This is a genomic window from Lujinxingia vulgaris, assembly GCF_007997015.1.
Lineage (GTDB): Bacteria > Myxococcota_A > Bradymonadia > Bradymonadales > Bradymonadaceae > Lujinxingia > Lujinxingia vulgaris.
This window is the reverse complement of record NZ_VOSM01000001.1, coordinates 195,466-209,507: the sequence shown is the minus strand read 5'-3', so window position 1 is coordinate 209,507 and position 14,042 is coordinate 195,466. Positions and strand designations below refer to the sequence as shown.

Here is a 14,042-nt window from a genome sequence, read left to right as displayed (position 1 = left end):
CGGGTCGCAGTTTAGAAGTCCACTCCGCCCGCAAACGTATACTGCTGAACCGTATCCGAAAAGACCGCTTCCAACGTGAAGTTCAAGATCCACACGTGCATGCGAAGCCCGCCCAGGAATCGATTGATCTGGATCTGCTCCTGGCTAAACACAAACTCCGGCGCAAACACCTGGCCGGGGCTGTCCGGATTAAACTGCGGCGGCCGCGGATCTTCCGGATACGCGTTGAGCACCCGGCTGGAGCTGATCACATAAAGCTGCTGAAAGCCCACATAAGGCGTCAGCGCCATCACCCCGCCCAGCGCAAAGGACTTCGAGGCGGAGACGTCCCACCCCACGTTGACCATGTTGAGCTCACGCGCGCCCACCACCGTGTTGACCGTGCCGCGCACACCCACGTCGGGGAAATAATAAAACCCCTCGTTGAGCGCCCAGCGCACATCGGCCCCCATCGTGAACATCTCGCTGTCGTAGAGGTAGCCCAGGTTGCCGGCCACCTCGAACGAGAAGGGGAGCCCCTTTCGCACCTGCAAATGCCCGGTAAAGAGCGTGGACTCCGGGTTGCGGTCGCGCACACCTTCCTGCCAGTGCCGCTCGTTATGAGGGATCGCCGAGAGGCTCCCCATAAACATCACCGCAAAGCCCGCCTGCCCCAGCGTCTCGGAGGGCGCCACAAAACGCGGCGCCATCACCTGCCCCAGATCTCGCGAGAGGTCGTAGAAGAGCTGATCATCAGGCTCGGCAAACCCGCAGGTCTCCGTGCACCCAGACTCATCCGTGGTGTCATTGAAGGTCGCAAAGCGCGACAGCTCCAGGTCATTGCTGCCGGCCATCGCGGGCGCCGCCAGCGTCAAGACACTGAGCGCGCTCCACAGACTCACTACTCGGCGTTTCCATGCACTCATCCACCAACCTCCAACAGCCCGACGGCGCAGCATGCTCAGTCATTTCGCAGCGCAGCCCCTCACTTGAGGCCATCGCTGCCGGTGCAGCCTGGGTCACTTCCAATACGTCTGGCGGTTCTATCAAGGGGGGTGTGGAGCGTCAAGTCGCCCCCCCTTTCCTCTACCGTCAACGCCATCACCACCTGCCGCGCGATGGCCGCTCGCGCTTTTCCTTTCCCTTTGCCCGTTCGCCGCTATGCTCTCGCCAGGCTTCGGCGTCACTTCTCCCCCTTCGCCCCCGATTCTTGCCATGATCAACGCCTGGATCCCCGCCTCCGCCCCCGCCGCGCTGCGCTCGGTCTACACCCCCTCGCCATTCCAGAACCTCCCCTTCCACTGGTGGGAGTGCGGCCAGGGCCCCGACACGGTGGTCTTTCTCCACGGCATCATGGCCCACGCCATGGCGTTTCGCCTGGCGATCTCGCCGGCCGCTGAAAACTTCCGCGTCATTGTCGCCGACCTGCCCGGCCACGGCTTCGACCGGACCTTTCGCTCCCCCCGCATTCCCCCGACCATCGACGCCCTCTCCGACTGGCTCCAGGCCCTCCTCGACGCCATCGATGCCCCACGCATCCACCTGGTCGGTCACTCCCTGGGCGCCACCCTGAGCTTTCTGCACGCCCGCCAAAGCCCCGAGCCCCGCCTGCAGTCCTTAAGCCTGGTCAGCCCCGGACTTAAACTTCGCACCTCCCCGCGCACAGCCCCCCTCATCAAGGCGCTGCCCACCTCCGTGGCGAGCCTGGGCATGAACCGCCTGGGCATCCGCCTGCTTGAACCCATGCAGTGGCGCCGTGCGCGCATGTCCCTCCCCGAGCTCGACGCCTACCTGACCCCTCTTAAAGATCCGGCGCGCCTGAAGTTCATGCTCAAACTCGCCAGCGACATCGTCGCCGCCGGTGACCGCAGCGCCGGTGGTCACACCATCGCGCTGCCCACCCTTCTGCTCTGGGGCGACCGCGATCACCTCCTCCCCCTCGACACCGCCCACCGCCTCCACCGCGACATCCCCGACGCCCGCCTTCACATCTTTGAAGGCTGCGGCCACAGCCCCATGGAAGACGCCCCCCTGGAGTTCAACCGCGCCCTGGCCGACTTCCTCACCCGATAACCCCCGCGCCCTCCCCCCAAAAGACATCGACCCGCCACAACACGTGACGGGTCGATACGTTGAGACCAACATCCTCAACGCAAGCTCAGCTTGTGCGAAGTCGGCTTACTCCGCCGCGCCCTCGGCATCGGCCGCCACCCGCGCCGGCACCGGGCAGGTGATCGCCGAGAGCTTTGAGCTGATCGTCTCTCGCAGCGCGTTATCCTCCACGCCGCTCACACTCAACGCCGTGGTCTGCTCACAGCGAAGCTCTTTGAGCCGATGCAGCCGCACCTCCAGCGCCTCACGCTCAGCCGGCTCCCGCGCCAGACGCTCCTCAAGCTCCTTGGAGTACTCCTCCACCGTCTCGGTATCACCATCTTTTTTAGCCTGCTCGATCGCCGCCTCAAACCAGGGCGTGCGCGACCCCAACGACTCCAGCGCCCCCTCCTGACGGGTGATATAACGCTCGTAATACGCGATGGCCTTGAGGCGAGCCTCAGCGGCGACTTCGCCCTCCCCGCTTTCTTTGGCCCAGGCGTCGATCTCCTCGATCACCGCGGAAGCCTCCTCACCCAGCGTCTCCGGCGCCTCGGTGCCCGAGCGCGTCTCCTCACGCAACTTCAGCAGGTTGTCCAGGCGCGCCAGACGCACCCAACCGCTCTTCGGGTACTCGGCCTGCGCCGCCGCAAAGCTCTTCTCGGCCTCGGCCAGCGACTTCGCGTTGGCCTCCGGGTTGTTAGCCATCCGCATGGCGCGATCCAGCTCGGGCCACTCCACGTTGCTCAGCACAAACGCGCGCGTCGCCTTATCCTCACCGGCCATCCACGACACCGGCCCGGTCGTCACCTTGCCGCGCCACTCGCTGGCCATCTCAACCTCCGAGATCGCCTCATGACAGGTCTGCGTCAGCACCTCGTAGGTCTCATCGCCGTGGAGCTTAACCTCGTAAAAGGTGTCTTCCGACGCGCGGCACTTCTCAATCTCGTGCGTCACCACATTGAGCACCCGCGCCTCGGTCTTGCTGCATCCCCACAGCGCGCAGGCCATCAACGTCACGGTGATCATCTTCTGGGTTGTAGGCATCGGGTCGCTCCCATGCTTGTGTTTCAGTCGTGGTCAGTCGTCTCATGCCGGTTGCGCCTCAACGTTAAGCCTCACTGGGCTGCAGGGTGGCGCCGGCGGCGGTTTCGGCGCGGACCATAACACAGCCCCCGCCCATGCAAAACGCGGGCGTCGCCTCCGGTCCCCTTCTGCGCTAGAGTAGTGCGATGAACGACACCTTCGACGACATCTCCGAGAAGCCCCAGCTCGATCTTCTCGACGCCATCTCCGAGGCTCCCCAGGCCAACAACCTGGCCACCTTCCTGGCGCTCATCGACCAGCTCCACAAAGGCATCCACGAGCTCAGCGCCATCGCCGAGGCCATGGAGGTCGACCCGCGCACCGCACGCTACTACGCCGACTTCTCCCGCTGGCTTGGCTTGGCCACCATCGAGGGAGGCGGCGAGTGGGGGTTGAGCGCGGAGGGACAACGATTTGCGCTGAGCCCGCCGGCAAGACCGCGCATCTTCGCCAACGCCCTCTTCTCCCGCCAGCTCGTGCGCACCGTCCACCAGCTCAAACGCGCCGAGCTCGCCGACACCCCCGAACCGGCCGCCACCCGCGAGGCCTGTCGCCGCGCCATCACTGCCCACACAAAGCTCGCGCCGGCCACCGTCGAGCGCCGCGCCTCCGCCCTGGCCGCCATGCTCGGCTACGCCTACCACCGCCAGGACTTCGACTGGACCACCGGCCAGCCCCTGCCCCAATCCCACGCCGCACTCTCCTTTGAAGGCCAGAGTTTTCTGAGCGCGTTTAGCGCCCGCAAGTTCTCCTCACGCACCGCCATCTGGATCGGCATCCCCGCCCAGCTCCTTCTCTTTCTGCGCAACGAACCTCTGCCTCAGAAACGCTGGAGTCGCGCCTCCTACGATGTCCCCGACCAACCCGCGCGCTGGTTTGGCTCCATCCCCCTCAACCCCAACACCCTGGCGCTGGCCTCAAAACAAAGCCCCGAGCTGGCCACCCTCATCGTCACCTGCAACCCCTACGTCGCCATGATCATGGCCATGCTCACCTCATGCGACCGCGCTGGCCGCCACACCTTCACCCTCACCGACGACATGTACGGTGTGCGCCTTTGGTGGCGCGGCCAGGAGCTCGGCCCCCTGATCGACGCGCTCAATGATCTGGCCACCACCCTCGACCTGACCCCGGCCGACCGCGTCCCTCACTGCCGCGATCAGGCCGAAGACTGCCGCCCCTTAAAGGCCCATGAGCTCCTCGAAGTTCTCCAGCGTGCTCGCCTGGTCCGCCACGGCGACACCGCGCTTGTGGCCCGCGAAGGCCTCCTCGACCGCTGGCGCAACGCCCCCGACGACGCCCCCTCGCTGACCGAACGCCTCATCGAGCTCCGAGACGCCATCCTAAAGGCCCTCAACGCCCCCGCTCACGGCTGACCTCCCGGCGCCCCCCTCCTCACATCGAGCTTCAGCCCTTCGCCTCGTCTTTCACAAAGAGCATCTGCATCGAAAAGTGCGCCCGGTAGGCAAAATACACCAGGATGAAGCCCGCGATCGCCAGCCCCGCGTCGGCCTCCCGCTCCCCCACCGCCACCTGGTAGCCCATATGCACCCCGAAGATCAGCCCCAGCGCCAGCAACACCAGCGGCAGCCCGTGCAAGAGGTTATACGTCGTGTTGCCAGGCTTTCGTAACTTCACGTCTCAATCTCACTCGTAAAAGAAGTCCACCACCGGGGCACCGACCACCGCCGGCGCCCCGATCGCGCACACCCTACGCGGCTGCGCGCCCCGGTCAACCTCCTCCAACACTCGCCGCGCGCACCTTCATCCCCCGTACACCTTCCCCTCCTCCACCTCCCGAAGTCCGCAGCGCTCCACATCCAGCGCGTCGCAGCGCATCCCGCGGGCCTGCTCCGTCACACATCCGTGATTCTCCCAGGTCAGCCGCCCCGACCACACCTCCTCGGCGCACCACAGGTGGCAATCCCCCCGCGTATCATCCCACTGCCCGCAGTGATGCTTCGCCCCGCACACCTCGTCGCAGATCTCCAACCGCCGGTGGCATCGATCCACCTCCCGGCAGGTCTCGGCCCCCTCCAGACAGCGCACCACCGGCTCCTTCACCGCCCCGCTCTCCTCCTCCAGCTCGCACATCTCCACACACGAGACCATCGCCTCCGAGCTCTCCTGGCACCACATCACCTTAAAACACGTCACCCGACAGCGATGCGCACGCTCATCACGCACCGACACCTCCTCGACCGCCCCCTCCTCCTCATGCGTTGCTTCCTCCTGCCCCTCCGCAGCGCTGGCACCTCCACCCTCACTCGCCAGGGGCGACGCCCCTCCATCCCCCTTCCCACCTCCCGGGCTCTCCGACACCTCCTCGACCGGAATCACATCCCCCCGCCACGAGGCCGCCGCCGCAACCTCATCACTCCCCCCACACCCCGCACAGAGCATCGCCCCACCCAACATCATCACCCACACAAACCCACATCCACCTACATTCAAAAGCATACGCATCATCCCCTCCTTATGGGCATCGCGGGACATCGCCCGCTCCCCGAACCATATCTGAAAAAATAGCGCTCTCCAGGGCCGCCCCTCGGCCGCCCCCGACGCCCACACCGGGCCTCGTACCCTTGTTGTCGCAGCCCGGCGCCCGCCTTTGCGTCCTACCCTCAAAATTTCCAAAAAAAACGCCCCCTGCGCCGCAGCGCAGGGGGCCTTATTTGCCCTTACTCAAGCCTCACTGCCCCGACGTCCGGGGGCGGATCAGCCCGAAAAATAAGCCTCAAACTCATACCTCCCGGGTTCGCAAACGACGGTGAGCTTTGGCCCCACCGCGCTCATAAAACTCCTCCTCGCTCAGCGACGAAGACGCCAGAGCGCTGCCAAAGGCACACGCCAGCGCCCCCAGCAAGATCGCCACAAAGGCCCAGAAAGAGGCCGCAGCCATCGCCGTCGATGCCTCCTGACCGGCCATCAACGCATCCGCCTGCAGCTGCGAGAGTTGCTCGGCGGTCAAGCCCAACTCCCCGGCCGCACCCTGAATCTGATTGAGCCACCCCGGCGCTCCGGCCGCGCTGGACGCGGTGCTGCCCAGAAACCCGAACGCTCCGCCAACCAACTGGCCAAACACCGTGCTCACTGCCAGCAACAGCGCGGTCACCGTCACCGCCCAGGTCACGATCCCGTGCAAGAGGCTCTCCTGGCGATGGTGCACCCCGCTCATGCGTCCGGTCACCCAGCCGCCGGCAAAGAGCGCCAGCAACGCACTGACCGTCCACCAGATCGCCGCACCCAATCCGAGCTCTCCACCCTGGTTGGGCTGATAGGCATCAAAGACCACCGCTCCTATAGCCAACCCCAGAACGTTGAGAAGCGTCAGCACGACAAAGGTCACAAAGACCCCCGCCACAATAGCTCCCCACGAGATCTGCGAGATTGGTCGATCCACAAAGGCACCACCCTCCATGACGATCTCCTCGCCATAGGCATGCGCACCTGTCACCGGTTCGTTGCGATACTCTCGACTGCCTTGTTCCTTATTCGCCATAGCGTACTCCCCTGCTGACGTTGGCGACCGGCTGACGAGCGGCCCAGGCCGAGTCGCTGAATTCCCCGCGCCACCGTCTGCCCCCGCCGGGCCATCGGGCTCCGCGCGGCAAGTGATCTTGTCGTCTCGACCCGCCGCCACACACAACTTCGGGCTAACAGGTCGCGCTCCACCCCTAATTTAGACGCCCCTGCCCCTTCACCAAACATCGCCCCTCTTGCCATCGCCGCCCGCCACTCCTATCTTCTGCGCCCTCAGTCGCCCGGCGAACCTTGTTTGCCCGGCGACGCTGCCAACCTTAACGGGCGCGCCTCAATGCCCCCCCGGCGCCCCCGATCAAAACCTTCGACGAGCCCTGCCTCGTCTCGCACCGTCTTCGCCCTTTTGCCCCCCGGGGGCTCACGTTGAGGGCGCCCACCGGAGAGTCCATGCGCATCGCCCAGATCGAATCCCACCTCATCGCGCTCAAAGACCAGGCCCTGGCGGCCTTCGAGATCCCCTCGGACATCGCCGCACAGATCACCCTGGCCAACCCGCCGGACCCGACCATGGGCGACCGCGGATTCCCCGTCTTCCTGCTGGCCCGACACCTGCGCAAAGGCCCCCCTCAGATCGCCGCTCAGATCGCTGAACACCTCGAAGGAGTGATCGCCGACGATCCCCTCGTCGACGCCGTCAGCGCCGATGGCCCCTACGTCAACCTGCGCCTCAACCCCGCGCAGCTGGCCAACATCGTCACCTCCCAGGCCCTGGAGCTCGGCGACGACTTCGGGCGCGATGTCCTCGATCCTCACAAGATCATGATCGAGTTCAGCGCCCCCAACACCAACAAGCCCCAGCACCTGGGCCACGTGCGCAACAACCTCATCGGTGACTCCGTAGCCCGCATCTTGGACTTCGCCGGCCACAACGTCACCCGCGTCAACCTCATCAACGACCGCGGCATCCATATCTGCAAATCCATGCTCGCCTACCAGCGCTTCGGAGAAGGCGAGACCCCCGAGAGCGCCGACCTTAAAGGCGACCACCTCGTCGGCAAGTATTACGTGCGCTTCGACCAGGAGTTCCGCACAGAATACAAGGCCTGGCAAACAAGCCCCGAGGCCGAAGAGCGCCTGAAGGCCTGGCTCGGCTCCCCCGAGAGCAAAGACGCCAGAAAAGCGCACGGCGACGACGCCGACGCCCTCAAAAAAGCCTTCTTCGCCGCCTTCAAAGACACCTACTTCAACACCTTAAGCGAGCTCGGCGGCGCCGCCCGACAGATGCTCCGCGACTGGGAAGCCGGCGACGCGCAAGTCGTGGCGCTGTGGAAGACCATGAACCAGTGGGTCTTCGACGGCTTCGATGAGACCTACAGCCGCCTGGGCGTGCACTTCGACCGCGTCTACTACGAGTCCAACACCTACAAACTCGGCAAATCCATCGTCGAAGAGGGCCTGCAGCAGGGTAAGTTCAAAAAACTCGACGACGGCGCGGTCGTCTGCGACCTCGAAGCCCTCGGCCTCCAGGGCCAGAAGGTCCTTCTGCGCGGCGATGGCACCAGCGTCTACATGACCCAGGACCTCGGCACCGCCCTGGCCCGTTTCGACGAGTACGACGTCGAGCGCATGATCTATGTCGTCGGCGACGAGCAGAACTACCACTTCGATGTGCTCTTCCGCATCCTCGCCATGCTGCGCCCCGAGCTTGAGGGCAACCTCAACCACCTCTCCTACGGCATGGTGGAGCTCCCTGACGGCAAGATGAAGAGCCGCGAGGGCCGCGTCGTCGACGCCGACGACCTGATGAACGAGATGGAATCCCTGGCCGCAGCCGCCGTCGCCGAGCGCTACCCCGAGCTCTCCGACGAAGACAAAGCCCACCGCGCCCGCGTCATCGGCCTGGCCGCGCTTAAGTACTTCATCCTCGACTTCTCCCCGCGCTCCACCGTGCAGTTCGACCCCCAGAAGTCCATCGACTTCCAGGGTCGCACCGGCCCTTACTGCCTCTACAGCTACGCGCGCATCTCCTCAATTGCCCGCAAGCTCGGCGGCTGGCCCGAGCTCAGCGATGAGGCCCGCAACGCCGCGCTCCAAAGCCTCTCCACCGATCTCGAACTCGCGGTGATCCGCCAGCTCCAGGACTGGCCCCGCACCGTCGAGACCGCCGCCACCCAGCTCTCGCCAGGCCGCATCACCGAGACCCTCTTCAACATCTCCAAAACCTTCAGCACCCTCTACAACGACGCCGACCACCGCATCGTCGACCTGGAAGGCCCCCGTAGAGACGGCCTCATCCTCCTGGCCCGCGCCGTCCAGAACACCCTGGGCGCAGGCCTCTCCATCCTCGGCATCGAGACCCTCGACGAGATGTAGTTTCAATCAAGTCAGTGCAATGACGACTTTAAAAGATCGTCCTGCATTAAAATAACTTAATAATCAAAAAGGCCGCCCGGCACTCCGGGCGGCCTTTTTGATTCAGCCTGAACATCAACCACTTCGCTGACCTTCATCCCCCCGCGAACGCAACCACTTCGCTGACCTTCATCCCCCCGCGAACGAAACCGCATTGCTGACCTTCATCCCCCCGCGAACGCAACCTCTTTGCTGACGTCAACAGGCGTCAAACGCAATCACGTCGCTGACCTTCATCCCCCCGCGAACGCAACCGCTTCGCTGACCTCACCTGGCCTCGAACATAACCACGTCGCGCTTGCCCCTCCCTCGTCAAAATCCTCTATATCCAGCCCTGCTCCCGATACCACTGCGCCGTCTGCCGCGCCCCTTCCTCAAGATTCAAGCTCGGCGCCCACCCCAGCTTCTCGGCGATGGCCTCATGCCCGCACACCCAGGACTGCTGCGACATCTCCGCATACTTGTCGGTATTAAAGATCGGCGTCGCCCCCACCATCTTGCCCCCCACCTCACTGAGCACCGCCGCCGCCCCGAAGAGCACCTGCGGGATCGGCAGATGCACCGGCCGCCTGCCAACCGCCTCCCCCACAATCCGCGTAAGATCCCGCCAGGTGTAGCGCCCGCCGTCATCCACCGTATAGATGTTCGCCGTGCCCTCATCCTCCAGACAGCGCAGCGCCGCCCGCGCCACATCATGCACATGAATCACGCTCAACCAGCGCGACCCGTCCCCCAGCACCGGCCCCACGCCGAACTTCGCCAGCTGAAAGACCTGAAACATATCCCGATCGCGGGGCCCATACACAGGCGGCGGCCGCAAAATCGTCACCCCCATCTGCTCACGCACCGCCAGCACCGCCCCCTCCCCCATCAACTTGCTGCGCCCGTAATGGCTCACCGGCTCCGGCCGCAAACCCCGCGGCCGGGGCTCTCTCCCCTGACCCGGCCCCTGCGCCGCCGTACTCGACACATAAATAAAGCGCCCGACACCGGCCTCGGCCGCCACCTGAGCCAACTTCCCGCTCCCCGCCCCGTTGACCTCAAAGAGCTCCTGCGGGCTCTTCCCCGTGGTCATCCCCGCCACGTGAATCACCACCTCACAGCCCTTCAACACCTCCAGAAGCGCCTCGGGCGCCCCCATCGAGCCCACGACCTGCTCGACTCCCAGCGCGCTCAGATGACGCACATCCGAGCTCTCCCGCACCAGCGCCACCACCTCGTGGCCCGCATCCTGAAGCACCTCGGCCACATGCGAGCCCACAAACCCCGTTCCACCCGTCAGAAACACCCGCATCGTTAGCCTCCGCTCAACCTTCATAGCACCCTAAACGGCGCCTTAAATCTCCCGCTCATAAATGCGGTAGGTCTTGTAGTGCTCCGCCCCCATAAACGCCATCCCCTGGTTGATGCGGTCGTTATCCGAGAGCGTCCAGCTGGCCTCGGCCTCCTGATAACCCCGCGAATACGCCGTGCGATGGATGGTCACATAAAGCAGCACACTTAAGCCCCCCAGCACGCTACCCCGGTACTCGCGTTTGACCCCCAGCAAAATCTGCCGAAAGGTCTTAGGCGGCTTCGCTTTAAGCCGATAGAGCAACTTCGCCCACCCCAGCGGAAAGAGTTTGCCGTCAAGGTCTGCCGCCGTCTCATTGATGTTCGGCAGCGCCACCGCCATCGCCGCGGGTTTCCCCTCCACCTCGGCGATCAGGCAGAGATTCGGATCGGCAATCAGCTTGAACTGCTGCGCGATCGCGTGCACTTCCGCGCGCGTCAGCGGCACAAATCCCCAGTTCTTCGACCAGGCATCATTGAAAATATCCATGATGATCTCGAGGTCCCCCTCGATGTCATCCATATTGAGCGGCCGCACCACCAGCCCCGGATACTCCGCCACCGCGTCGGCGATCTGCAGCACCGACTCCGGCGGATCTTCGCGATGGTAGCGCCACGCATAAAGATCTTTAATGCCCTCAAAGCCCGCGCTCGTGATCAACCTCTCATAATAGGGCGCGTTATGCGGCATCATCACGTAGTTCGGCGTATCAAAGCCCTCGACCAGCAGCCCGCACTTCTCGTTGATCGAAAACGAAAAGGGCCCGCGCATCTTCACCATGCCCCGGGCCCGGCACCAGTCGGCCGCCGCATCCAGCAGCGCCTGGGCCACCTCCGCATCATCCTCGCAGTCGAAGTAGCCAAAGAAGCCCGCATCATCCTCGTAGCGCTTCAGATGCTCCTGGTCGATCTGCGCCGAGATGCGCCCCACGATCCGGTCGCCACGCCGCGCCAGAAAGAGCTCGGCCTCGCCATGCTCAAACCAGGGGTTTCCGCCCGGGCGAAGGTCGTTCCAGACCACCAGATCCGGCAACGTGCGATGGTTCGGATCCCCCTTTCCAATCTCGCGACCAAAACGCGCAAACGCCAGCCTCTCCCTCGCCCCCACCACCGGGGTAACCCGCAACGCTTCACTTCGACTCGCCATCACACATCTCCCTCAGCACCGGTCCCCAGCACCTCATCCAGCCGCCCTTCCAGGCGCTCCAGGTCCTCGGCCAGCGCCTTCTGCCGACGCATCACAAAAAACACATACCCGCCGATCATCACCCACAGAATGATGTAGCAGATCATCAACAACGTCCCGCCCGGCACCGAGGTGTCCTGCGAGGCCAGCGACGTCTGCGCCCCCTGCGCGCTCGCCAGGGGCGACGCCCCCACCACCGCCGCGAACACCATCAGCGCGCTCATCAACCCTTTCCACTGCTTCTTCATGCTCTCTCCTTCACTCACCACGCCCGCGCGCCCAAACCTCGCCAGGTGCACCTCGCCTCACGCCTCGCGAACCCGCGCCAGATCTTCAACTTCCAGGTAGAGCCGGTCGAGCTCGGCCTCCCGCCAGCGCACCCGAAAACGCAGCCACAAGAGCGTGGCAAACATCAGCAAAAACGCCAGCATGCTCACCCCGAAGACCTGCGCCATCTCCGGCGCCAGCCCCCCGCCTCCCTCGCGCTCAACCACCGGGTGCAACCCGCCCCAGATCCGCACCGAGTAGTGAATCAGCGGGATGTCCACAAAGGCGATCACACCCAGCACCGCCGCGATCTTCTTGAGCCTCATGCTGCTCCCGCCAAAATGGCGAAGGAGCACATAGCCCCCGTAGAGCAAAAAGAGCACGAAGGTCGCCGTCAGCTGCGGATCCCAGGTCCAGGGCGTTCCCCAGGCCTTGTACGCCCACAACGGACCGCTGATCAGCACAAAGATGCAGTAAAATAGCCCCAGCTCTGCGCCGGCCACCGCCCCGTGATCCCAGTGGTCACGCGGCGAAAAGAGGTAGATCAGGCTGCACACCGCCGTCACCGTAAACCCCGCATACGAGGCCATCGCCGAGGGCACGTGCACATAAAAGATCTTCTGCACAATGCCCATCGTCTGCTCGACCGGCGCGTAAAAGAAGATCAGCCCCATCGCCACAAGCGTGCTCAGCACAGCCAGCGCGGCGACCACCGGAAAAATCGTCCTGTCGATAAACTTCAACATCGGCTCAACCACCGTCCTGACTTTTGGGCCGACCCATCATCTCGCGCGACACCCGCGCTCAACGCCCGACCGGCCTTCGGCCCGCCCACAACACCATGGCTTCAGGCCGCATTCCCGCGCCGCTTTAGCACGCCCTCCCCCCCCTCACAAGCCGCCCCGGCGGCCCTATCCTGCCCGATTGACGCCCCTTTGAGCGCTTGTGTATACTCCGCGATGATGACAATCGTTTACGCCCGCCGACCCGCTGCAGCGCAAAAGCTGCGCGACATACGCAACCAGTCCGCTCTCTTTGAGAGCGCTGCGCGCCTCACGTAAGCAGTCACCATGATCCCACAGCAAATCTTCGAACAGTCGATCCGGCGCTACTTTCACGTGCTGACTCCCTACCTCGATGACGACTCCGTCAGCGAGATCATGGTCAACGGCCCCAACGACATCTGGATCGAGGTCAAGGGCAAGCTGCAAAAGACCGACGCGAAGTTCGAGAACGAAGACGACCTGATGGGCGGCGCCAAAAACATCGCCCAGTTCGTCGGCAAAACCCTCAACGAACTTCACCCCCGCATGGACGCGCGCCTCCCTGACGGAAGCCGCGTGCACGTGGTGCTGCCCCCCTGCGCCCGCAACGGCGTCTCGATGGCCATTCGCCGCTTCGGCAAGTTCGATCTGACCATCGACAAGCTCATCAGCTACGGCTCGATCACCCGCGAAGCGGCCAACTTCATCGACATCTGCGTCAAGATGGAGCGCAACATCATCGTCGCCGGCGGTACCGGCTCCGGAAAGACCTCGCTGCTCAACTGCGTCAGCTCGCTCATCAGCGACGACGACCGCATCATCGTTATCGAGGACTCCTCCGAACTTCAGATGCAGCAGCCCCACTGCCTGATGCTTGAGACCCGCGGCCCCGACGCCAAAGGCCGCGGCGCCGTCGAGATCGAGCACCTCTTCCACTCCGCGATGCGCCTTCGTCCCGACCGCATCGTCATCGGGGAGATCCGCGGCGGCGAGGCGCTGACCCTGCTTCAGGCCATGACCTCCGGTCACGGTGGCACCATGTCCACCACCCACGCCACCTACCCCGACGACACCCTGCGCCGTCTGGAAACCATGGCCATGATGAGCGAGGTCGACATGCCCCTGGCCGCCCTGCGCAGCCAGGTCGCCTCCGCCATCCAGGTCATCATTCAGACCAGCCGCTTCAACGACGGTAGCCGTAAGATCACCCACATCTGCGAGGTCCTCGGCCTCGATGAGCGCGGCGAATATCGTATTCGTCCGATCTTCGTCTTCCGCAACCGTGGCAACGATCCGGATACCGGCAAGGTCCTCGGCGAACACATCGGCATGGGCAACCTCCCCACCTTCATCGACGCCATCCGCGAGCGCGGCCTGCCTATCGATGAACGCTGGTTCGCCAAACCCCGCGACTGATTCTCATGACGCATCACCTGTGAGCC

General features: G+C 64.3%; 13 protein-coding genes. 4 read left to right on the top strand and 9 right to left on the bottom strand.

All coding sequences use genetic code 11. The features are described 5' to 3' along the window. Positions 1-11: 11 nt before the first annotated feature. Positions 12-905 (bottom strand): hypothetical protein, encoded by an 894-nt coding sequence (locus FRC98_RS00850; RefSeq protein ID WP_146979418.1) that lies wholly within the window; start codon positions 903-905, stop codon positions 12-14. Between the two features lie 289 nt (positions 906-1,194). Between FRC98_RS00850 and FRC98_RS00845 the strand changes: the two genes are divergently transcribed. After that, on the top strand, positions 1,195-2,052 hold the full coding sequence (locus tag FRC98_RS00845; protein WP_230467143.1) for an alpha/beta fold hydrolase: 858 nt from the start codon (positions 1,195-1,197) through the stop codon (positions 2,050-2,052). Between the two features lie 105 nt (positions 2,053-2,157). On the opposite strand, the gene FRC98_RS00840 is transcribed toward FRC98_RS00845, so the two are convergent. Continuing rightward, complete coding sequence (locus FRC98_RS00840) at positions 2,158-3,117, bottom strand: hypothetical protein (RefSeq protein ID WP_146979416.1); 960 nt, start codon at positions 3,115-3,117, stop codon at positions 2,158-2,160. Positions 3,118-3,302: 185 nt separating this feature from the next. Here FRC98_RS00840 and FRC98_RS00835 point away from each other — a divergent pair, with 185 nt between their 5' ends. Continuing rightward, positions 3,303-4,532 (top strand): hypothetical protein, encoded by a 1,230-nt coding sequence (locus FRC98_RS00835; RefSeq protein WP_146979415.1) that lies wholly within the window; start codon positions 3,303-3,305, stop codon positions 4,530-4,532. A gap of 31 nt (positions 4,533-4,563) precedes the next feature. Here the strand turns inward: FRC98_RS00835 and FRC98_RS00830 are convergent, their stop codons facing one another. The 3 genes from FRC98_RS00830 to FRC98_RS00820 form a co-directional block, all read right to left on the bottom strand. Next, entirely contained in the window at positions 4,564-4,794 is a 231-nt protein-coding gene (locus tag FRC98_RS00830; protein WP_146979414.1) for a hypothetical protein, read from the bottom strand. 126 nt (positions 4,795-4,920) lie between these two features. Continuing rightward, on the bottom strand, positions 4,921-5,652 hold the full coding sequence (locus FRC98_RS00825; protein WP_146979413.1) for a hypothetical protein: 732 nt from the start codon (positions 5,650-5,652) through the stop codon (positions 4,921-4,923). A gap of 247 nt (positions 5,653-5,899) precedes the next feature. After that, positions 5,900-6,658 (bottom strand): hypothetical protein, encoded by a 759-nt coding sequence (locus tag FRC98_RS00820; protein WP_146979412.1) that lies wholly within the window; start codon positions 6,656-6,658, stop codon positions 5,900-5,902. Between the two features lie 428 nt (positions 6,659-7,086). On the opposite strand from FRC98_RS00820, the gene FRC98_RS00815 reads away from it, so the two are divergent. Beyond that, the gene (locus FRC98_RS00815; RefSeq protein ID WP_146979411.1) at positions 7,087-9,012 is read left to right on the top strand and encodes an arginine--tRNA ligase; all 1,926 of its coding nucleotides are present in this window, start codon (positions 7,087-7,089) and stop codon (positions 9,010-9,012) included. Between the two features lie 361 nt (positions 9,013-9,373). Here the strand turns inward: FRC98_RS00815 and FRC98_RS00810 are convergent, their stop codons facing one another. The 4 genes from FRC98_RS00810 to ccsA are packed head-to-tail and all read right to left on the bottom strand — an operon-like array spanning position 9,374 to position 12,582. Then, on the bottom strand, positions 9,374-10,345 hold the full coding sequence (locus FRC98_RS00810; RefSeq protein WP_230467142.1) for an NAD-dependent epimerase/dehydratase family protein: 972 nt from the start codon (positions 10,343-10,345) through the stop codon (positions 9,374-9,376). 42 nt (positions 10,346-10,387) lie between these two features. Beyond that, entirely contained in the window at positions 10,388-11,530 is a 1,143-nt protein-coding gene (locus FRC98_RS00805; RefSeq protein ID WP_146979409.1) for a hypothetical protein, read from the bottom strand. Further along, on the bottom strand, positions 11,530-11,817 hold the full coding sequence (locus tag FRC98_RS00800) for a CcmD family protein (protein ID WP_146979408.1): 288 nt from the start codon (positions 11,815-11,817) through the stop codon (positions 11,530-11,532). The genes FRC98_RS00805 and FRC98_RS00800 overlap by 1 nt, the downstream gene beginning before the upstream one ends. A gap of 57 nt (positions 11,818-11,874) precedes the next feature. After that, positions 11,875-12,582, bottom strand: a complete 708-nt coding sequence (ccsA, locus tag FRC98_RS00795) for a cytochrome c biogenesis protein CcsA (protein ID WP_146979407.1) — start codon at positions 12,580-12,582, stop codon at positions 11,875-11,877. A 324-nt stretch (positions 12,583-12,906) separates the two neighbouring features. On the opposite strand from ccsA, the gene FRC98_RS00790 reads away from it, so the two are divergent. After that, complete coding sequence (locus FRC98_RS00790) at positions 12,907-14,016, top strand: TadA family conjugal transfer-associated ATPase (RefSeq protein WP_146979406.1); 1,110 nt, start codon at positions 12,907-12,909, stop codon at positions 14,014-14,016. Positions 14,017-14,042: the final 26 nt, after the last annotated feature.

Coding starts and splice junctions, on each gene's coding strand:
- FRC98_RS00810 (WP_230467142.1), bottom strand. CDS start 10,345: ATGCGGGTGTTTCTGACGGGTGGAACGGGGTTTGTGGGCTCGCATGTG.
- FRC98_RS00835 (WP_146979415.1), top strand. CDS start 3,303: ATGAACGACACCTTCGACGACATCTCCGAGAAGCCCCAGCTCGATCTT.
- FRC98_RS00850 (WP_146979418.1), bottom strand. CDS start 905: ATGAGTGCATGGAAACGCCGAGTAGTGAGTCTGTGGAGCGCGCTCAGT.
- FRC98_RS00790 (WP_146979406.1), top strand. CDS start 12,907: ATGATCCCACAGCAAATCTTCGAACAGTCGATCCGGCGCTACTTTCAC.
- FRC98_RS00845 (WP_230467143.1), top strand. CDS start 1,195: ATGATCAACGCCTGGATCCCCGCCTCCGCCCCCGCCGCGCTGCGCTCG.
- FRC98_RS00825 (WP_146979413.1), bottom strand. CDS start 5,652: ATGTCCCGCGATGCCCATAAGGAGGGGATGATGCGTATGCTTTTGAAT.
- FRC98_RS00840 (WP_146979416.1), bottom strand. CDS start 3,117: ATGCCTACAACCCAGAAGATGATCACCGTGACGTTGATGGCCTGCGCG.
- FRC98_RS00815 (WP_146979411.1), top strand. CDS start 7,087: ATGCGCATCGCCCAGATCGAATCCCACCTCATCGCGCTCAAAGACCAG.
- FRC98_RS00820 (WP_146979412.1), bottom strand. CDS start 6,658: ATGGCGAATAAGGAACAAGGCAGTCGAGAGTATCGCAACGAACCGGTG.
- FRC98_RS00805 (WP_146979409.1), bottom strand. CDS start 11,530: ATGGCGAGTCGAAGTGAAGCGTTGCGGGTTACCCCGGTGGTGGGGGCG.
- FRC98_RS00800 (WP_146979408.1), bottom strand. CDS start 11,817: ATGAAGAAGCAGTGGAAAGGGTTGATGAGCGCGCTGATGGTGTTCGCG.
- ccsA (WP_146979407.1), bottom strand. CDS start 12,582: ATGTTGAAGTTTATCGACAGGACGATTTTTCCGGTGGTCGCCGCGCTG.